Origin of the sequence: Collinsella aerofaciens, assembly GCF_019131995.1 — a bacterium.
Taxonomy (GTDB): Bacteria; Actinomycetota; Coriobacteriia; order Coriobacteriales; family Coriobacteriaceae; genus Collinsella; species Collinsella aerofaciens_S.
This window is the reverse complement of sequence record NZ_JAHONA010000037.1, coordinates 1-18,537: the sequence shown is the minus strand read 5'-3', so window position 1 is coordinate 18,537 and position 18,537 is coordinate 1. Positions and strand designations below refer to the sequence as shown.

Sequence of the window (18,537 nt, the reverse complement as noted above, 5' to 3'; positions counted from 1 at the left end):
GTCATCGTCCCGGCATTCAGCATCAGGGTAGCGCTGCGACGCGGAAATCGCGCGCTGTTGACGCGCCCCCGCAGTGCCCGCTTCCCCCAAGGACAATTATCAGTGCAGGTAGAAGGCTTGCCAATTTTCGAAAAAGACCCGCATGGTCGACCCATGCGGGTTAAACGTAGTAGATACCCCGCTTTCGTGGCGCATCTCTAGACTGTCAAATTGGTCGACTTGGCCCCATGGCAGTTGCGGTGAAATAGGGACTGTTTTATGGGCTAGAAGCCTTAAACAGTCCGTATTCCACCGCAACTTATTGAAGGGCTATTGGGAAGGGGCTAGTCTAGGCGGACTGGGTCGTGGGGGTAGGTGTTGAGGATCTCGACGCCGGACTCGGTGACCAGGGCAAGGTCTTCGATGCGGACGCCGGTGCGGCCGGGGAGGTAGATGCCCGGTTCGATGGAGAACGTCATGCCCGGCTCGATAACCTGCTTGTTGACGAGCGAAACATCGCCTGGCTCGTGGTCCTGCAGGCCGATCGAGTGGCCCAGGCGATGCGTAAAGTACTGTCCGTAGCCCGCATCCTCGATTACGTCGCGCGCGACGCGGTCCAGGTCGCACATGCGCACGCCCGGGGCGATGAGCGCCTCGGCGGCCTCGTTGGCGCGGCGCACGATGTCGTAGATGCGTGCGGTCTCCTCGTCCGGCTCGCCCCAAAAGAATGTGCGTGTCATGTCCGAGCAGTAGTTGCGATGACGCCCACCAATGTCGAACAGCACCACGTCGCCGCGCTTGAGTACGGTGCCGTCGGGCTCGTGATGCGGGTCGCCCGCGTTGGCGCCAAAGCTCACGATGGGAGGAAAGCTAAAGCCCTCGCAGTCGTGCTTGCGGTACAGACCGAGCATCTGGTCGGCAATTTCGCGCTCCGTCACGCCCTCGTGAACGAGCTTGATGGCGTCGGCCATCACGGCGTCGTTGGCGGCTGAGGACATGCGCATGAGCTCCTGCTCCGCGGCATCCTTGTGGGTGCGTGCGGCGGTGACGGCAAAGTCGCCCAGGAAGAACTCGCTCGCGGCGTGACAATCAATAAGGGGCATCAAAAAGCCGGAGCGCATAACGGCGTCGATGCCGAGAGGCTTGGCAGGATCGATCTCGCGCGCGATGGTGTCGGTCACGACGTCGGTATCGGTGTGATAGGCGACGCGGGCATTGTCGTACTCGGGCAGCTGATGCAGGGCGTTGACCAAGATCACCGGCTCGGCATCGCGTGCGAGCAGCACGCCGCAAAAACGCTCGAACATATCGGCATAAAAGCCGGTCAGATAGTAGATCGACCACGGGTCGTTCACAAGCAGCTGCGCGCCGGGGTGCTGAGCCTCGAGCGCATCGAGCACGCGCGCCACGCGCTGGTCATCGACATGTGCCATACATCGTCCTTTCGCTAGGGTGCCACCATGGTATCCCCAATGCCAGGGTAGTCAATTTGGGACGGGGCTATTTTAGATGCGTCAAACATGCGGGCTGATAGGTAAAAGTAGTCAATATGGTCTCGTCCCAAATGGGCTGGCTTCAAAACTATGGCGGATTACGGGGCTGGACCTGTATTACTTGACTATGGGAAAAATCGCGAAATTAAAACCGCAGGTAGAGGGCTTATCAAAAATCGAAAATTGCCGGTATGGATGGGGGTCTCCGAATCAGCCCCGTAATCCGGCATAGTTTTGAATTGGCACTAAAGTAGGAACAAGCCAAATACCGATTCCAAGGATAGTTGCGGTGGAATAGTTCCTGGGTGCCGGGGTTTTGGCGGAAATCGGGAACTATTTCACCGCAATTGAGGAGGGGCGAGGTGGATGGCGGGGTAGCTAAAAGAGCCCTGTCCCAAATGAGCCACCTAGGCAGGGTTGATGTCCATGCTGGCGATAAGGTCGATGCTGGTGCTGAGGAGGTCTTCCAACACGACGTCGCCCATGCGGATGGGGGCGTCGATGACCAGGCCGCGAATGAGGTCCATGGCCTGGGCATGGAGTGCCAGCGGGATGGCTTCGGCCGTGCGCACGGGCAGCAGCGCCTCGTCGCCGCCGGATACGGCCACGGTGGTGGTAAGCACGCGCATGGGGCAGGTGAGCTCCTGATGCGCGAACTTATCGCCACGTGGGCAGTTGTTGCCGGCTACGGAGTACACCTCTGCCACGGCGCCGTCTGCGCCGCGCTTTACCTCCACAGTCAGGAGGCATTCGGATGGGCAGGTGGTGCAGTTGAACTGCAGCGTTTCAATCGCGTTTGTGATCATGACTTTACGCCTCCTCAACGGGGTCGACGGACAGGACAATCTCGCTAACGCCCATATCGAGTGCGCGTTGAATCACCTTTGCCGGCAGCGGGAAGCTTTCCATCACGCTCGGTTTAAACGGGCGGACTTTGCCTACAAACAGCTCCTCATCGCCTGCCAGAATGCGCACTCGGGCAGCATCGACCGGTCGGCGTACACGGAAGTTGAGTTTGGTTAGCGCCACAGCCGTAATGCGTCCCGGCAGCGCGTAGCCCGCGATACCGGCGGGGGAGACCGTGAGCTGGCAACCCGTGCCCGCAGCGTTTGCCCCTGCGTCGCCGCCCAACGCCCACGCCGCCGCAGCCGCACCGGCACGCTCGGACTCGGTTGTCACATTGTCGGCCAGATCGTGTACGTGCAGCACGTTGCCGCAAGCAAATATGCCCGGCACGCCCGTCTGCAGACTCTGGTCCACCACGGCGCCGCGCGTGCGTGGGTCCAGCTCCACGCCCGCGGCAACCGAAAGCTCGTTCTCGGGAATCAGGCCCACCGAAAGCAGTAGCGTGTCGCAAGGAACTATGCGCTCCGTCCCAGCAATGGGCGCCAGGTGCTCGTCGACCTGACTCACCTCGACGGCCTCCACGCGATCGTGACCAATCACACGCGTCACAGTGGTAGACAGATGCAGTGGAATGCCAAAGTCGTCCAGGCAGTTTTTCACATTGCGGCGCAGGCCGTTGGCGTACGGCATGAGCTCGTACACGCCCTCGACCGAAATCCCCTCGAGCGTGCAGCGGCGCGCCATGATCAGCCCGATGTCACCCGAGCCCAAAATGACGGCGCGCGAGCCGGGTTTGAGGTTTTCGATATTGATGTATCGCTGCGCCAGGCCGGCCGTAAACACGCCGGCGGGTCGGCTGCCGGGAATCTTGATCTCGCTGCGGGTGCGCTCGCGGCAACCCATGGCAAGGACGACCGCGCGCCCGGTGAGCTGCAGCATGCCGGCAGGGCTCATGAGCGTGACGGTGTGGACCGCGGCGTCTTCCGTGGACGCGCCCGAATCAATCCCAAGCACCATGCTGTCCAAGAACAGCGTAACGTCGGTCGCGCGCACCTGGTCGATAAAGCGCTGCGCATACTCGGGGCCGGTGAGTTCCTGCTTAAAGTGCGAAAGGCCAAAGCCGGGGTGGATGCACTGACGCAGGATACCGCCCAGGTGCTGCTCGCGCTCAACGATGGCCACGCGCGCGCCGGCCTTATTCGCGGCAAGCGCGGCTGCCATGCCGGCGGGACCGCCTCCGATGACGACCACGTCGAACGCCTGTGTTGGCACTGCCTCGTCGGCGCCGTCCGCCGCGATCGTGGCATTCACTTCAAAGCTCGCCATCCTAGTGCACCCCCTTCAAAGGTCCCTCAACGAGCCACGAGCCGGTGTCTTCCAGCAGTACCTCGCTGGGGTCACACCCCAGTTCGCGGGCCAGAATCGCCATCACGCGACTCTGGCAAAAGCCGCTCTGGCAGCGGCCCATGCCCGCGCGGCAGCGGCGTTTGACGCCCTCTACCGAAACCGCACCCGGGCGGCGTCGGATCGCTGCCACGATCTCGGCCTCGGGCACCGTCTCGCAGCGGCAGACGATCTGCCCCCATGCAGGGTCGGACTCAATGAGCTCCTCCTTGCGCGCAAGCGGCGCACGGTCGAAGTCGTCCGGCGCGCGGCGAATCGGATCCCAGTCGTTCCGTTCGCGCAGGGTAACGCCGGCATCGCGCAGCACCTGCTCCATGCGCTCGGCAATGGCTGGCGCGCTCGCCACGCCTGGCGACTGAATGCCCGCCGCCTGAAACAGCCCCGGCACCACGGCCGACTGCCCAATAAAGAAGTCGTTGGTCCCCTGAATGACTGGGCGTCCACCGGCGAACGCGCGCACCACGCGACGCGTGTCCAGATCGGGAACCAGCTTACGCGCGCCGGTCAGCAGCACGTTCACGTCGCTTGCATAGGTCTGCGTGTCGCCCGGCTCGCGCACGGCGGCGGTCGCGGTGATCACGGTGTTGCCGTGCACGGTGCCCGTGACGATAACGCCCTTGGACACCGGCGTGGGCACGGGGTAGAGCGGCATCAGCGCGCGCGGCTCTTTGTCCAGCACCACAATGTTTCCCTGGCGCCAGACCATCTGGAACTCCTCGGCGCCGGCCGTATGCGAGATGTCCGCGGCGCCGTTGCCCGCGGCGTTGATCAGATAGCGGCAGCGCACATCGCCGGCAGGCGTCACCAGCGTAAAGCGCGCAGCCCCGTCGGTAGCCTCGCCGCCAGCAACCTCAATCGCTTCCACCGGCGCGGACCGCATAAATGTCACGCCGTTGGCGACGGCGTTCTCCAGAGCGGCGATGGCCACTTCAAATGGGTCAACGTAACCGGTCGAAGGGCACCACAGCGCGCACGTTGCCTTGGCACTTGCGCGGGGTTCCAGCTCGTGGATGCGGTCGGGACCAATGATCGCCAGCTCGGGCACGCCGTTGGCAAGGCCATTGCTGCGCAGCTTCTCCAGGTGCGCACGGTCCTCGTCGCTAAATCCCAGCACCATCGAGCCGGTGCGGCAAAACAAAAACCCAAGCTCCTCGGCCCAGATGCCATACAGCTTGCAGCCGCGGGCGTTGACCTGTGCCTTTACCGTGCCTGGAGCCGGATCGTAGCCGGCGTGCACCAGGCCGCCGTTGGCCTTCGACGCGCCCAGGGCGATGTCGTTGGCCGCCTCGACCACGCAAATGGACAAGTCATAGCGCGCGAGCTGCCGCGCGATGGCGCATCCCGTGATGCCCGCGCCCACAATCGCGATATCAAACGTTTCCGTCACAGTGCCTCCCAGACGAGTTGACAGGCTGTCAATAGGACTATCCTACGGTCTGCACACCTCCAGTGCAGCGGCAATGCGGCGAACAGCCCCGCTGCATCCGCCAACGGCAGGCGAGGGGAGACTCGGGACCATCGTTGGCCTCGTCTGCCGCCCCTGGCGTCAGAGGTTTGTCTCGTTCTGTAACAGTAAGTAGAAGAACTGGGTTCCAGATGTTACAGATCGAGACGTTTGCCAGACGGACCCTCCTTTTGTCTCTATCTGTAACAGTAAGAGGGGAAAATCGGTCCTATGTGTTACAGATTGAGATTTAAAGTCAGGGAGAGGTCTTCTGTCTCGATCTGTAACATCTGGGGACAGTTTTGGGGTCTAGATGTTACAGATTTAGATGAACCTATCAGTCGGTTTCGAATGTCTAAATCTGTAACGGTTAGACCTGTTTTTGCCGAGTTGTTGTTACAGATCGAGATATTGAGATTGGACGTTTTCCTTTGTCTTGATCTGTAACAGATAGAAGGGTTTCTGGTCCCTAGTTGTTACAGATTGAGATATTTAACGGAGGGCTCACCGTTCATCTCGATCTGTAACAGTAAGAGGGGTTTTGGGGCTCAAGATGTGACAGATTGAGAGTGAAGTCGGGGAGGGACCCCTGTGTCTCGATCTGTAACATCTGGACCCGGATTCCGCCTCCACCTGTTACAGATTGAGATGTTTGTGTCCGCGCCAGACCCGTACCCAGCCGTGGTCCCATATAAACAAACCCCGTGGTAAACTTGACCGGACTGTAATTATTCCGAAAGGTACACCTCAATGTCCAAATACATCAACGAGCTCATGTCACCGCAGCTTATGGGCGTCATCTATGCCTTCGTGGGCTTTATCATCGCCCTGTACGTGCTGTCGGTCGTCTATGTGTTCATCGACGCTCGCCGCCGCGGCGCCAGCGCCTACGTGGCATGGGGCATCATCGCCCTGATCCCGTTTGTGGGCCTCATCGCCTATCTGGTTCTGCGCCCGCACTCCTACGCGGCCGACCGCGAGGAGCAGGAGCTGGACATGGCCCTGCGCGAGCGCCAGCTTGCCCAGTACGGCACCTGCCCGCAGTGCGGCGCGCCCATCGAGAAGGACTTTGTCGTGTGCCCGGTGTGCGACACCCAGGTTCGCAACGTGTGCCCCAGCTGCCATCGCCCGCTCGACGCGCACTGGAAGGTCTGCCCCTACTGCCGAACTCGCATCCAGTAACGCATCCATCGCCGGGCCGGTCGCAAGCCACGGGCACCGCGCGCCACGCGCAAGCCGCACACGCGCCGCAAGCACGCTCACCCCACCCCCACACGATGAAGCATGCGTAGAAAATCGCCCGCCGTGCCATTAAGGTGCGGCGGGCGCTTGTATACCAAGGTAACCTGCCTATAATGATGCAAGTCAAAAACGCCGAGCGCATCGCACGCACTTGCATCAGGCATCCGAGAGGAGAAAACATACCCATGAAGGCACTCTACAATGACGGTTCGGTGGCCGAGCTCCCGCAGGACGAGGTCACGCATGTCATCCGCCACTCCGCCGCGCACATCATGGCGCAGGCCATCAAGCGCCTGTACCCCGAGGCCGACTTTGCCTACGGCCCTGCGACCGACAACGGCTTCTACTACGACGTCGATCTGCCCGAGGGCGTCAAGATCAGCGAGGACGACTTCCCCGCGATCGAGGCCGAGATGAAAAAGATCGTCAAGGAGAACCTCAAGTTCTCCGTGTACGAGAAGCCTCGCGCCGAGGCCATCGCACTTATGGAGGAGCGCGGCGAGAAGTACAAGGTCGAGCACATCGGCGACCTGGACGATGACGCCCGCATCACCTTCTACCAGCAGGGCGACTACATCGACATGTGCGTCGGCCCCCACATCTGCTACACCAAGGCTCTGAAGGCCTTTAAGCTCACCGGCGTCTCGGGCGCCTACTGGAAGGGCGACAAGGACAACAAAATGCTCACCCGCATCAACGGCGTCGCCTTTGCCACCAAGGAAGAGCTCGACGAGCACATGCACATGCTGGAGGAGGCCAAGAAGCGCGACCACCGCAAGATCGGCCGCGAGATGGACCTCTTTATGATGCGCGACGAGGCCCCCGGCTTCCCGTTCTTCCTGCCCAACGGCATGATCCTTAAGAACACGCTGCTGGACTACTGGCGCGAGATCCACCACAAGGCCGGCTACGTGGAGATCTCCACGCCGCTCATCATGAACAAGCAGCTGTGGAAGACCTCGGGCCACTGGGACCACTACAAGGACAACATGTACTCCACCGTCATCGATGACGAAGAGTACTGCATTAAGCCCATGAACTGCCCGGGCGGCGTGCTGGTGTACGCCTCCAAGCCGCACTCCTATCGCGAGCTGCCCATCCGCGCCGGCGAGATTGGCCTGGTGCACCGCCACGAGCTTCGCGGCGCCCTGCACGGCCTGTTCCGCGTGCGCTGCTTTAACCAGGACGACGCCCACCTGTTTGTGCGCCCCGACCAACTGACCGACGAGATCGTGGGTGTGGTCAACCTCATCGACTCCGTGTACCAGAAGTTTGGCTTTAAGTACCACGTTGAGCTTTCCACCCGCCCCGAGGACTCCATGGGTTCGGACGAGGACTGGGCTCGTGCCGAGGAGGGCCTGCGCACCGCTCTGGAGAAGCTGGGCATGGACTACGAGGTCAACGAGGGTGACGGTGCCTTCTACGGCCCCAAGATCGACTTCCACCTGGAGGACTCGCTCGGCCGTACCTGGCAGTGCGGTACCGTCCAACTCGACTTCCAGATGCCGCTCAACTTTGACCTGGAGTACGTGGACGCCGACGGCACCAAGAAGCGCCCCATCATGCTGCATCGCGTGTGCTTTGGCTCCATCGAGCGCTTCATCGGTATTCTGATTGAGCACTTTGCGGGCAAGTTCCCCACCTGGCTGGCCCCCGTACAGGTCAAGGCGCTTCCTGTCTCTGAGAAGAGCCGCGACTACGCCCACGAGGTGTGCGCCAAGCTGGAGGAGGCCGGCATTCGCGTGGTCTGCGACGACCGCGACGAGAAGATCGGCTACAAGATCCGCGAGGCCCGCAGCATCGACCGCGTGCCCTATATGCTCATTCTGGGCGAGAAGGAGGTCGAGGCCGGCAACATCTCCGTCCGCGATCGTTCCAACGAGACCGTTCAGATGAGCGTTGACGAGTTTGTGGCCAAGGTGCTCGAGGAGATTAAGACTCGCGCCTAGCACAAACAATACAAGAATTAATAAAGGCGATCGTCCTCGCGGGCGGTCGCCTTTTTTTGTTGTCTATAGAAGAAAAGCCGCTGGTTAGAGCGGCTTTTTTTTTGTTGTGCAAAAAGGTACAGGTTTTTATAGAGGGGTATGGAGATGTACCTACTAGCAGTACATTTTGCGTAATCTGGGCAAACGCTGATTAATTGCTCGTATAATGTCGTCTGTCGAAAGATACAAAAACCTGTACTTTTGCGACTGCGCCTAGCTGCGAGCGAGAAGCCTGTTCTAAACGCCCCTGCATTTGCGTGCATCGCAAAGCCAAAAAGAGGGGGCGAGAACATGGAACAGACGGCACGGCGCCAAGAGCAGCTGCCGGGCGCATTTAACGGCGCCACCACCAACAGCCAGCACGGCCGCGTCCGCTGGTATCTGGTCCACACCCCCAATGGAAAAGAGCGCGAGATCTGCGAAAAGGTCCGCTGCATTATCCCGCACAACCTTATGCAGGACGCTTTTGTGATGCAAAAGGAGTTCTGGTTTAAGCGGGACGGTGCCTGGTCGCTCCAAACCAAGCCCATGTATAAGGAATATTTCTTTGTCGCTACGCACGATGCCGCCGCGCTCGACAGGGCTTTGGCCCAGTTGAGCTTTGGCTGCCGCATCGCCGGCAGTAGGGAGCGGGCGTACATGCCCATGCCGGACGATGCACAGGACTGGTACCGCAGCGTGCTGGACGACGACGGCGTGGTGCGCAACAGCGTTGCGCGCATAGAAGACGGCGTGTTGCACATAGAGCAGGGTCCCTTGGTGGGGCAAGAGGCCCGCGTTAAAAAGATCGACCGTCATAAACGCTGGTGCCTGGTGGACGTAGGCGAGGGCGACTCCACATTTAGAGAGCTGCTGCCGCTGGATGTTCCCAACAAAACGTAAGGGAGACGTTGCACCAGCTATTCGTTCGCATTTTTGAATTTATCGATTGGGGGATCCCTGGGGAACGGGGGCGTAAGTTTGACTGTGGCTGCTAAAGAAGTAACAAAGACAAATAAGCCCGCGGGGGCGGCGCTGATTGCTCAGGCCATGGACCGGCGTGAGGGCGCCGGTCGCTACAAGGCCATGCAATCCGTCATGGACTGGAATAACTCGCGTCTGGCCTACAGGGCGGTGAAGCGCGCGTTTGACATCGTTTTCAGCGGTGTCGTGCTTGCGATCATCGCAATTCCCAGTCTGGTGCTCGCAGCCGCAATTCGCCTAGAAAGCGAAGGCAACCCGTTCTACAGCCAGATCCGAGTCGGTCAGACTCACCCTGACGGCAGCCTGTCTACCTTCCGCATGTGGAAGTTCCGAAGTATGTACAAGGACGCCGACAAGCGCCTCGCCGAGCTCAAGGAGCAAAACGAGATCGCTGGCGCCATGTTCAAGATGAGGGATGACCCCCGCGTCACCAAGATCGGCAAGTTCATCCGCAAGCACTCAATCGACGAGTTCCCGCAGTTCCTGAACGTGTTCCTGGGGCAGATGTCCGTCGTGGGCCCGCGCCCGCCGCTGCCCAACGAGGTCGCGGAGTACACCGAGTACGACCTGCAGCGACTGTCCGTTAAGCCCGGCATCACCGGCTGGTGGCAGGTGACCGATCGCAACGACACCGACTTCGACGGGATGGTCCGCCGTGATTTGGAGTACATCGCCAAGCGCGGCCTCATCACGGACTTGAAGATTATTCTCCTCACGGTCGTTGAGGTCTTTACCGGTGGAGGTGCTTGCTAAATGACTGAACCGGTTAGGGTGGCTCAGGTTGTTGGCAAGATGGTTGGCGGCGGTGTTGAGGCTGTCGTCATGAATTACTACCGCCATATTGATCACAGCAAAGTACAGTTTGACTTTCTTGTCGATTCCGATTCGACGCTTGTTCCCCGTGACGAGATTGAATCGCTCGGCGGCAGGGTTTTCGAGATTCCGCCCTACCAACATGTTGTCAAATACCAGCGAGAGCTTCAGCGCCTCTATAAACAAGAGGGCTGGAATATTGTGCACAGTCACATCAACGCGCTTTCTGTCTTTCCGCTTCGTGCTGCAAAGAAGGCGGGCGTACCTGTGCGTATAGCCCACAGCCACTCTACGAGCGGTAAGGGCGAGTTTGCTAAAAACGTTGTCAAAGGCTTTTTGAAGCTTTTCTCAACAAGGTATCCGACTAATTTGGCCGCCTGCACCGAGCATGCTGGAAAATGGCTATTCGGCTCATCCCGTTTTACTGTTTTTAATAATGCTATCGATCTGAACGTCTTTTCTTTCAATAGATCGATTAGGGATGAGCGACGTACTGAGCTTGGAGCGAAGGACGATACACTGGTATTGGGAAATATCGGTAGGTTCATCTCCCAGAAGAATCAGTTGTTTTTGCTTGATGTTTTCAAGGCGGTGCATGCTCAGAATCCCGACTCCATTCTTGTTATTTGTGGCGATGGAAAGCTGCGACCGCAGGCGGAGGAAAAAGCGTGCTCACTGGGCATTGCCTCGGCGGTGCATTTTCTCGGCCAAATCTCTGATGTACAGGACATCTATCAGGCGCTTGATTTATTCGTACTCCCCAGTCTGTACGAGGGTCTCGGAATGGTCGCGATTGAGGCTCAGGCTTCCGGCCTCCCGTGCATCTGCTCTGAGAGGGTCCCCAACGAGGTCGCGCTATCCGGTCGGTGCAGCTTCGTTCCGTTGAGTGCGGGCATTGAGGGCTGGTCCAATGCGATCCTTACCACACGCACAGATGTCGTTAATCGTTCCGATCCCCAAGCATCTCTGGGGCTTGAATCTTATGACATCTTTAGGGCAGCGCCCAAGCTCGAAGAGTACTACCTGAAGTTATTTGAAACGGTGAATTAATGAAAATTTGTATTTTAACGTGGCTCCATAATCAAAATTTCGGTACGTTGCTTCAGGCTTATGCCCTACAGCAGTTTTTGAAGGCAGAAGGGCATGACGTTGTCGACGCCGACTATCTTCCCTGCGTTAAAGAAAAGCTACTGAACTGGGCGATCAACCGGAACTCCTTCGATTTATTTGCTGGCAAAGCACGCGAGCTATTCAATCGCAAGAAGGAACATGATGACTTCGGATCCTCGACGGCCGACGTATTCAATCGCTTTTTGAGCCAGAACATCGAGACCACTGATCGGATTGTCGATACAGACGGACTGGTCGATTTACGGGGGAAATACGATGCATACGTCTGCGGATCTGATCAAATCTGGTCCCCTTATCTTTTGAATAGGAATTTCTATCTCTCCTTTCTAAGCGACAGCGATAAGAGAATCGCGTATGCACCCAGCTTCGGTGTCACGAGCACCACGCAGAGGAAGAAAAAGATCATTACCGATCTGATTAAAACGTTCAGCTCTGTGTCTGTTCGTGAAGATGCGGGCGCGGATTTTGTCGAATCCCTCGGTCTCGAGCGCCCTTCACAGGTTGTGGACCCTGTCCTGCTCCTGTCGAAAGAGGACTGGGCCCCGCTCATCAACGGTAAATGTCCTGAGCCCGGGAAAATCGTCTGCTATTTCCTTGGGAATAGGCCGTTTTACAGGAAAGCTGTCGATTCGATTTCAAAAGAGCTCGGCTGCGAGGTCGTGACGCTTGTCGGTTCAGGTAAAAATGCTGTCGACGAGCAGCTCAATCCGCGTTACGGGCTTGGTCCCGATGAATGGCTCGCTTATCTGGCGAGCGCGCGGTTCGTGTTAACCGATTCGCTGCACGGTACGCTGTTTTCTCAAATTTTCCGCAAAGACTATTACTGCTTCAAGAGATTTGAGGAGACCGACAAGCGCTCTCAAAACTCTCGAGTCGAGAGCCTCTCGAGGCTCTCGAATACCGAGGATCGTCTGCTAGATGGCTATGACAGTCACATGAACGCTACGGAAATTGAGGGCTATGAGAAGCGACTGTCCGACGTGGAGTCGCTCATCACGTTTTCGAAAAAATGGCTCTTGGATGCTCTTGAGCAATAGGGGGAAGTTAGCTTGAGCAAGAACATCGACACAGTTTCTCACCGGGCCTGCTTTGGTTGCGGAGCTTGCGCGGCCAAATGCCCTTTTTCCGCTATTACTATGCGTACCTCGCCCGACGGTTTCGAATATCCCGTGGTGGACGCAGCGAGATGCACCTCCTGCGGTCTTTGCCTGCGTACCTGTCCGGCGGAAAACCAAGTCGACGCGGACTCGGAGGCCATTCGCGCCGCTGTCTTGCAGAGCGATGACCCGGACGAGCTCGCGCAAAGTTCGTCCGGCGGCGTCTTCTCCCTTCTTGCGAAACGTATACTATCGGACGGCGGGCGCGTTTACGGCGCCGCCTGGGATGGCGTCGATCACGTCAGGCATATCGGTATATCCGAGCTTGCCGAAATCGCGCTCCTGCAAAAGTCCAAATATGTCCAGAGCGATGCTAGCGAATCGTATCCCGAAGTGCTCAGCGATCTCAAATCCGGCAAGCGAGTCCTCTTCAGCGGTACTCCTTGTCAGGTTTCCGCGCTCCGTCTCTATTTGGGTAAACCGATGGATGGGCTGACAACCGTCAGCGTTGTTTGCCACGGTGTACCAAGCTCTTCCATGTTTCGTTCCTATGTTGACTGGCTCGAGCTTCGGGAGAAGTCCGATGTCACCGCACTGACTTTTAGAGATAAATCGAAATTCGGATGGGGTCATAACATAAAAATCGAGTTATCCGACGGCAGGATTATAAAGAGGCCCGCTGCATTCGATCCCTTTTATGGTTCCTACATCAAAGGCCTGATCAGCAGATCGTCTTGCTACGGCTGTCCTTTCAGAGGGAGCGACAGTCCTGCCGACATCATCCTCGGTGATTCCTGGCGTTCTGAGTCTGTCCAAGACTGCGGACATCCCGAGAAGGGTGTTTCGGCCGTTATCGTGAAGACCGAGCGCGGGGCAAAATTGATCGATGAAATAAGCGATTGCGTCGCCTACTCTAACAACGGCCTTGCTCCGGATGATGTGCTGCTGCATGAAGATCCTAATAAGCGCTCGGATCTTGAGGAGAGGCGCGATGCCGTTATCGAGCATTTCGAGGCTACAGGATTACAAGTCTTTGATTCCGTCCTGGCGCCGAATGCGACCCTTTTCGACCGTCTGAAAATGCTGCTCCCCCCGTCGATGCGCCTGCGTGTAAAGCGGTTTGTCCGATCTATCAAACCTAGGACCGTGCATGAGTAACTTCACCACAGTGATAACGATTTGCGACCGTCCCCATATCGGGGGCGGAGCTTCAAAAATCGCAATCGAAACAGCAGCTGCTCTGGCGAGGATAGGTGTCAACAGCTATTTCTTTTCAGCGTTGGGTGACCCCGATCCCTCCTTAATCGAATCTGGCGTTGTTTGTGTCAATTGCGGGCAGAACGACGTCCTGAACGGGGGCGTCTCCGGCGCTGTCCAGGGTATCTGGAACAGGCGCTCGGAAACGGCGCTGGATGATCTGCTGAAGCAGCTCGATCCGAAGACGACGGTCGTCCACGTTCACTCTTGGACGCACTCCCTTTCTCCCTCGATATTTAGGGCCATAGGGCGACGGGGGTTCAAGTGCCTGATCACAGCCCATGAGTACTTCCTCGTTTGTTCCAACGGTGGGCTCTACGACTATGTGAATCACTGCAACTGCGGAATCGCCCCCGGTTCCCCAAAGTGCCTGCTGCATAACTGCGACAAGCGCTCATATACCCAAAAAATGTATCGATCCGTTCGCTTTTCTGTACAGGAATATGTCTTGAGAGCCCTGCGTCCGGCGGTGGTCTTCGTTTCAGATTCCAGCCGTCGGTTGATTGAGCCCAATCTAGCATGGGAAGCCGGGCGATTCGATTGCTTGAATTACGTTGATGCGAACAAAATCCAACATGGATTGGACGCAGATTGCGCGGCTTACCTATTTGTAGGTCGCCTGAGCCCCGAAAAGGGCTGCGATTTATTTTGCGAAGCCGCCAGCAGGGCCGGTGTGGACGCTATCGTCATCGGTGACGGTACCGAATTGAAGAGGCTGTCGGACAATTATCCGGATATCAAATTCATGGGCGCGCTGCCCCATGACAAGGTGCTTTCCGTCATGACGCGGTCACGTGCAATCGTTATGCCCTCGGTTTGTCGAGAGACGTTCGGGCTTGTCGCCTATGAGGCCATGATCGCTGCCGGTCTGCCGTGCATCGTCTCTGATGTCGGCGACGCTGCCTCCTTTGTGAGGTCGAAAGGTCTCGGCGAGGTCTTCAGCGCGGGCAATGCCGAGTCGCTATCCGCCGCAATGGTCAATATGCTCGATCCCGATGTTTACTCGCGTTATAGGGGGGCGGTTGAGAAGGCGGACTTCAGCTGCCTCGAAAAGACCGCTTATGTAGAACGTCTTATCGGTATTTACGATCAGCTAATGGCTAAGCTTTAATTGGATGAAGGTTTTTAATGGTTACGGTTGTGATGTCAGTTTACAACGGCACGCGATATCTTACTGAGCAGCTAGATAGCTTAAGACTTCAGACAGTGTCTCCGGACCGAGTGCTGATTGCGGATGATTGCTCAACAGACGGGTCATTCGATCTCATTGGCGAATATATTGAGAAGCATGGGCTCGATAATTGGACCATCAACAAGAACAGCTCTAATTTCGGCTGGCGCATGAGCTTCAAGCGGCTTCTCGACCTTGCATCTATAGATGAGGGCATCGTCTTCCCGTGCGACCAGGATGATATCTGGGAACCCGATAAAATCGCTGTGATGTCCTCAATCCTCGAGAAGGACTCCTCTATCGACGTTCTCAGCTGCGCCGTCGAGCCGTTTTATGAGAGCGGCGGTAAAAAAGTAACAGTCTATGGTGCTGTCGATGATTCCAAACCTCTGGACGATTTGGAGGCCCCGGTTTTCGATAGCAAGTTTATGTCGGTACGGCGCCCTGGATGTTCGTATGCCGTAAAATCGAGTTTTATAAGGGAAATCATGCCATATTGGCAGGATGATTTTGCTCATGACGGTATGTTATGGCGCTTCTCATTACTGAAGGGGACCCTCAGACTTCTAAATCAGCCCTTGATTCGGTTCCGTAGGCATGACTCTAATGCAACTGAGATGAGACATATTGACAGGAAATCTCGTGTTGCTGAGATAGGGATGTGCTTGAGATTTTCTAAGGTTTTAGAAGAATACTGCAGTAGTAATCCTGGCGATTATCGTATATCTTCTGCGCATATAGAGCATTACGGTTCTGTTTTAAATGCCCGTTTGCACTTGCTCGTAGGTGGCCTAAAAATAAGTGATTTAGGCACCATTCTAAAATACCGTAAGTATGAACTGTCAAATCGTTCCCTGCTTGGTGACTTTAAGGCCTTAATCAGTTCCTGTGACAGTAAGTAGGTGTTTAGAATGCTTGAGCTATTTACTAATGAATTCACTATTTTGATTTTCGCCGCAATCTTAAGTGTCATTTCTCCCGCTAAAGGACTATTATTTTCTGTTCTAGGATTGCTCGTTTTCAAAGAAGTTCTTTCTGGGCGTCTCTACAAAGTGTTTTTAAATAACGCCATTCCCATTGTCGTTATGGGCGCGATAGTTTTCTTTTCTGCTATTGCGTTTACGTCCCGAAGCATTAACGAATCCCTCCTTACGGTCTGCTCGTATTTCTTTTGCATTCTTCTTGGTTATATTTACGGTAAAGCAAAGAATGATGACTGGGTTGAGTCTGCATTGCTTATGCTTCGCAACGTTATGGTGTTCGCCTGCCTATTTAGCTTTGTCCTTGAAATTGTTTTAGGTCAACGACTAGTTACAAATGGTTCCTTTTCTTTTCTGCAAACTGTAACGATTGATAATCCATCCTTGTATCGACTGCGTAGTTTTTTCGGTCATGCAATCGTATTTGGCCAAATGATAGTTATTGCTGTGGTAATTAACTATAAATTGGAGACGGGCAGGATGAAACGTCTCTTATGCTCTGTAGTTCTTTTGGTCGCTCTGCTTCTGACAAAGAGTCGTAGCGCGTGGATTATTCTCATTGCTTTAGCATCGGTGTACCTGGTCTTTCGCCTAAAGAACCCCGAGTATTCTAAATGGAATTTAATTGCCCTTTTAATTCCAGCTGTATTGCTACTCGTTTTTATTCTCTACAAGTTTGGACTGTTTAACTTTGTGGCTTCTCGATTTGGTGAGCTTGAAACTGATGTTTCATATAGCCAGCGTTCCGGAGCCATTGCCTATATTATTCATAGCTTTTTAAGCAGGCCGCTGTTTTGGCTTACTGGAAATGGTTTTGGCAGTAGTCGCGTGACTATGCTGGGCACGACGGTTGAAATTAGCGGTTTTTCAACGGTGGATAATGGTTTCCTTGCAATGCTGTATGAATACGGTTTTCTTGGAATTTGTAGCTTTGTATTCTTGATAATTTCCGCTGGCATCGGTTCGTTCAGGTCGCGTTGCGAACTCGATCAAGTACTATTTACCGTCTCCTGTATATGCTGTGCGGAGCTCATATTTTATTGTGAGCTTGGTTGGTGGGTGCCAACGGTTATCTTGTTTGCTTCCTGTGGACTCGTTCTGGGTAGAACGAGTGCTCGGTATTCAGATTTGTGCGAGTCAGGCCCATCCTTGATTTCTGAATAAATCAAGGATGTTAGTTTAAACAAACGAGGTTGAATGAATTATTCGTCTATTGCACGCAACACTATGATTGCGTTTGCTGCACAGTTTATTTCTCTATCGGTCAGCGTTGTCATGTCGCTGCTCGTGCCGAAAATCGTTGGTGTTGCTGATTATGGATACTGGCAGCTGTTCATGTTTTATACGACCTATTCCGGCTTTTTTCACCTTGGCCTGAATGATGGTGTCTACTTGATTAACGGGGGTCTCTCTCGTGATGAAATCGATAAGAGCTCAATAAAATCCCAGTATATCTTCGGTGCTTGTTTCCAGGCAGTGATTTGCCTCGGCATCACTTTTGTTTCGCTGCCTCTTGTCGATGACGCAAATCGAGTATTTGTTATCGCGTCTTTTGCGCTTTACACCGTCGTCTATAACCTGACAAGTTATTTGGGCTTTGTCTTTCAGGCTATGAACGAAACTAAGCTATTTTCGTTTTCTACAATGCTAGACAGGCTGGTGTTTCTGGCTCCGCTCCTTGTTTTAATTGGATTTAAGGTTTCGGACTACCATCCCTATGTCTACGCGTATCTCGTTTCGAAGATTATTGCGCTCATATATTGCTCTTGGATGGGCAGGGATATCCTATGTGCTAAATCAGTGTCTTTTGGCAACTCGCTTAAGGACGGTATCCGCAGTATCATCGTCGGCGTAAAGCTGATGATTGCGAACATCGCCGACACACTGATCCTCGGGGTATCTAGGTTTCTTATCGATCATTTTTGGGGTATCGTCGCCTTTGCAAAAATTTCGTTCTCCCTCTCTCTTGTCAATTTCTTTATCACTTTTGTCTCGCAGGCGAGCATGGTCTTATTTCCTGCTCTTAGGACAGGTTCTGATGAGGAGAGAGTTCGTTTTTACATTGGCATAAGAAATGCCATCGAACTCATTTTTCCTGCAATCTTTTTGTTCTATTTCCCTATGGTTTGGTTTTTGGGGGCGTGGCTTCCTCAATATGCCGAGAGTCTTAGATATTTTGCGCTCTTACTTCCGATATGCGTCTTCAATACGAAGATGAGCCTTTGCTGTACTACCTATTTCAAGGTTCTTCGTAAAGAACAGCTGCTCCTGAAGTTGAATATCGTTGCCGTTATTTGCAGCACCGTCTTTTCGGTATTCGGTGTTCTCGCTCTCGATTCACTCGATGCTGTCCTGTGTGGCGCTGTAATCTGCATTATCGGAAGGTCACTGTGGTCCGAACTATATTTAAATGAAAGGTTAAGTGCTCCGGGTTCGTCCAGGCCGTTTCAGGAGATTTTGCTTACAGTTGCCTTCGTCTTATTTACCGAGCTCATGCCCGGTGGAGTGGCGGCACTCCTGTATTCGATAGTTTATATTGGCTATCTTTTACTTAATCATTCTGAATTGAAAAACGTTGCCTCGCGTTTGAGCAGGCTTAAGCATTAGTAAATGTCATTCATCTAGATTGGATTAGGATATGAAAGGCATCATCCTCGCCGGCGGGTCCGGCACGCGCCTGTACCCGCTCACGCTCGTGACCTCCAAGCAGCTGCTGCCGGTCTACGACA

At 55.2% G+C, this 18,537-nt stretch carries 16 protein-coding genes; 12 read left to right on the top strand and 4 right to left on the bottom strand.

Features of this window, described 5'->3' with window-relative positions; all coding sequences use genetic code 11:
• Window positions 1-323 precede the first annotated feature (323 nt).
• The 4 genes from KSY82_RS09320 to KSY82_RS09305 all read right to left on the bottom strand — a co-directional run bounded on the left by KSY82_RS09320 (window position 324) and on the right by KSY82_RS09305 (window position 5,109).
• Entirely contained in the window at window positions 324-1,412 is a 1,089-nt protein-coding gene (locus KSY82_RS09320; protein WP_217751023.1) for a M24 family metallopeptidase, read from the bottom strand.
• Window positions 1,413-1,879: 467 nt separating this feature from the next.
• Window positions 1,880-2,278 (bottom strand): DUF1667 domain-containing protein, encoded by a 399-nt coding sequence (locus tag KSY82_RS09315; protein WP_217751022.1) that lies wholly within the window; start codon window positions 2,276-2,278, stop codon window positions 1,880-1,882.
• Between the two features lie 4 nt (window positions 2,279-2,282).
• Window positions 2,283-3,644, bottom strand: a complete 1,362-nt coding sequence (locus tag KSY82_RS09310; protein WP_217751021.1) for an NAD(P)/FAD-dependent oxidoreductase — start codon at window positions 3,642-3,644, stop codon at window positions 2,283-2,285.
• Window position 3,645: 1 nt separating this feature from the next.
• Window positions 3,646-5,109 carry an NAD(P)/FAD-dependent oxidoreductase gene (locus tag KSY82_RS09305; RefSeq protein ID WP_217751020.1) on the bottom strand — a complete coding sequence of 488 codons (1,464 nt, stop codon included), beginning with the start codon at window positions 5,107-5,109 and terminating at the stop codon, window positions 3,646-3,648.
• 807 nt (window positions 5,110-5,916) lie between these two features.
• On the opposite strand from KSY82_RS09305, the gene KSY82_RS09300 reads away from it, so the two are divergent.
• The 12 genes from KSY82_RS09300 to KSY82_RS09245 form a co-directional block, all read left to right on the top strand.
• On the top strand, window positions 5,917-6,348 hold the full coding sequence (locus tag KSY82_RS09300) for a double zinc ribbon domain-containing protein (protein WP_089571655.1): 432 nt from the start codon (window positions 5,917-5,919) through the stop codon (window positions 6,346-6,348).
• A 245-nt stretch (window positions 6,349-6,593) separates the two neighbouring features.
• Complete coding sequence (thrS, locus tag KSY82_RS09295; protein WP_117584100.1) at window positions 6,594-8,357, top strand: threonine--tRNA ligase; 1,764 nt, start codon at window positions 6,594-6,596, stop codon at window positions 8,355-8,357.
• 330 nt (window positions 8,358-8,687) lie between these two features.
• Window positions 8,688-9,278 (top strand): hypothetical protein, encoded by a 591-nt coding sequence (locus KSY82_RS09290; RefSeq protein ID WP_217751019.1) that lies wholly within the window; start codon window positions 8,688-8,690, stop codon window positions 9,276-9,278.
• A gap of 84 nt (window positions 9,279-9,362) precedes the next feature.
• Window positions 9,363-10,112, top strand: coding sequence for a sugar transferase (locus KSY82_RS09285; protein WP_368042057.1), 750 nt, complete (start codon window positions 9,363-9,365; stop codon window positions 10,110-10,112).
• Window positions 10,113-11,222 (top strand): glycosyltransferase family 1 protein, encoded by a 1,110-nt coding sequence (locus KSY82_RS09280; protein ID WP_217751018.1) that lies wholly within the window; start codon window positions 10,113-10,115, stop codon window positions 11,220-11,222. It begins immediately after the preceding gene.
• Complete coding sequence (locus KSY82_RS09275; protein WP_217751017.1) at window positions 11,222-12,340, top strand: polysaccharide pyruvyl transferase family protein; 1,119 nt, start codon at window positions 11,222-11,224, stop codon at window positions 12,338-12,340. The genes KSY82_RS09280 and KSY82_RS09275 overlap by 1 nt, the downstream gene beginning before the upstream one ends.
• Before the next feature lie 12 nt (window positions 12,341-12,352).
• A complete protein-coding gene (locus KSY82_RS09270) occupies window positions 12,353-13,558 on the top strand; it encodes a Coenzyme F420 hydrogenase/dehydrogenase, beta subunit C-terminal domain (protein WP_217751016.1) in 1,206 nt (401 codons plus the stop codon).
• Window positions 13,551-14,768: a glycosyltransferase gene (locus KSY82_RS09265; protein WP_217751015.1), complete on the top strand. Its 1,218-nt coding sequence runs from the start codon at window positions 13,551-13,553 to the stop codon at window positions 14,766-14,768. Before KSY82_RS09270 ends, KSY82_RS09265 begins: the two co-directional genes overlap by 8 nt.
• Window positions 14,769-14,785: 17 nt before the next feature.
• A complete protein-coding gene (locus KSY82_RS09260) occupies window positions 14,786-15,730 on the top strand; it encodes a glycosyltransferase (RefSeq protein WP_217751014.1) in 945 nt (314 codons plus the stop codon).
• 9 nt (window positions 15,731-15,739) lie between these two features.
• Window positions 15,740-16,972, top strand: coding sequence for an O-antigen ligase family protein (locus tag KSY82_RS09255; RefSeq protein ID WP_217751013.1), 1,233 nt, complete (start codon window positions 15,740-15,742; stop codon window positions 16,970-16,972).
• A 33-nt stretch (window positions 16,973-17,005) separates the two neighbouring features.
• Window positions 17,006-18,415, top strand: coding sequence for an MATE family efflux transporter (locus KSY82_RS09250; protein WP_217751012.1), 1,410 nt, complete (start codon window positions 17,006-17,008; stop codon window positions 18,413-18,415).
• Window positions 18,416-18,446: 31 nt separating this feature from the next.
• The coding region (locus tag KSY82_RS09245) for a sugar phosphate nucleotidyltransferase (protein ID WP_254881796.1) at window positions 18,447-18,537 on the top strand (91 nt) is incomplete at its 3' end.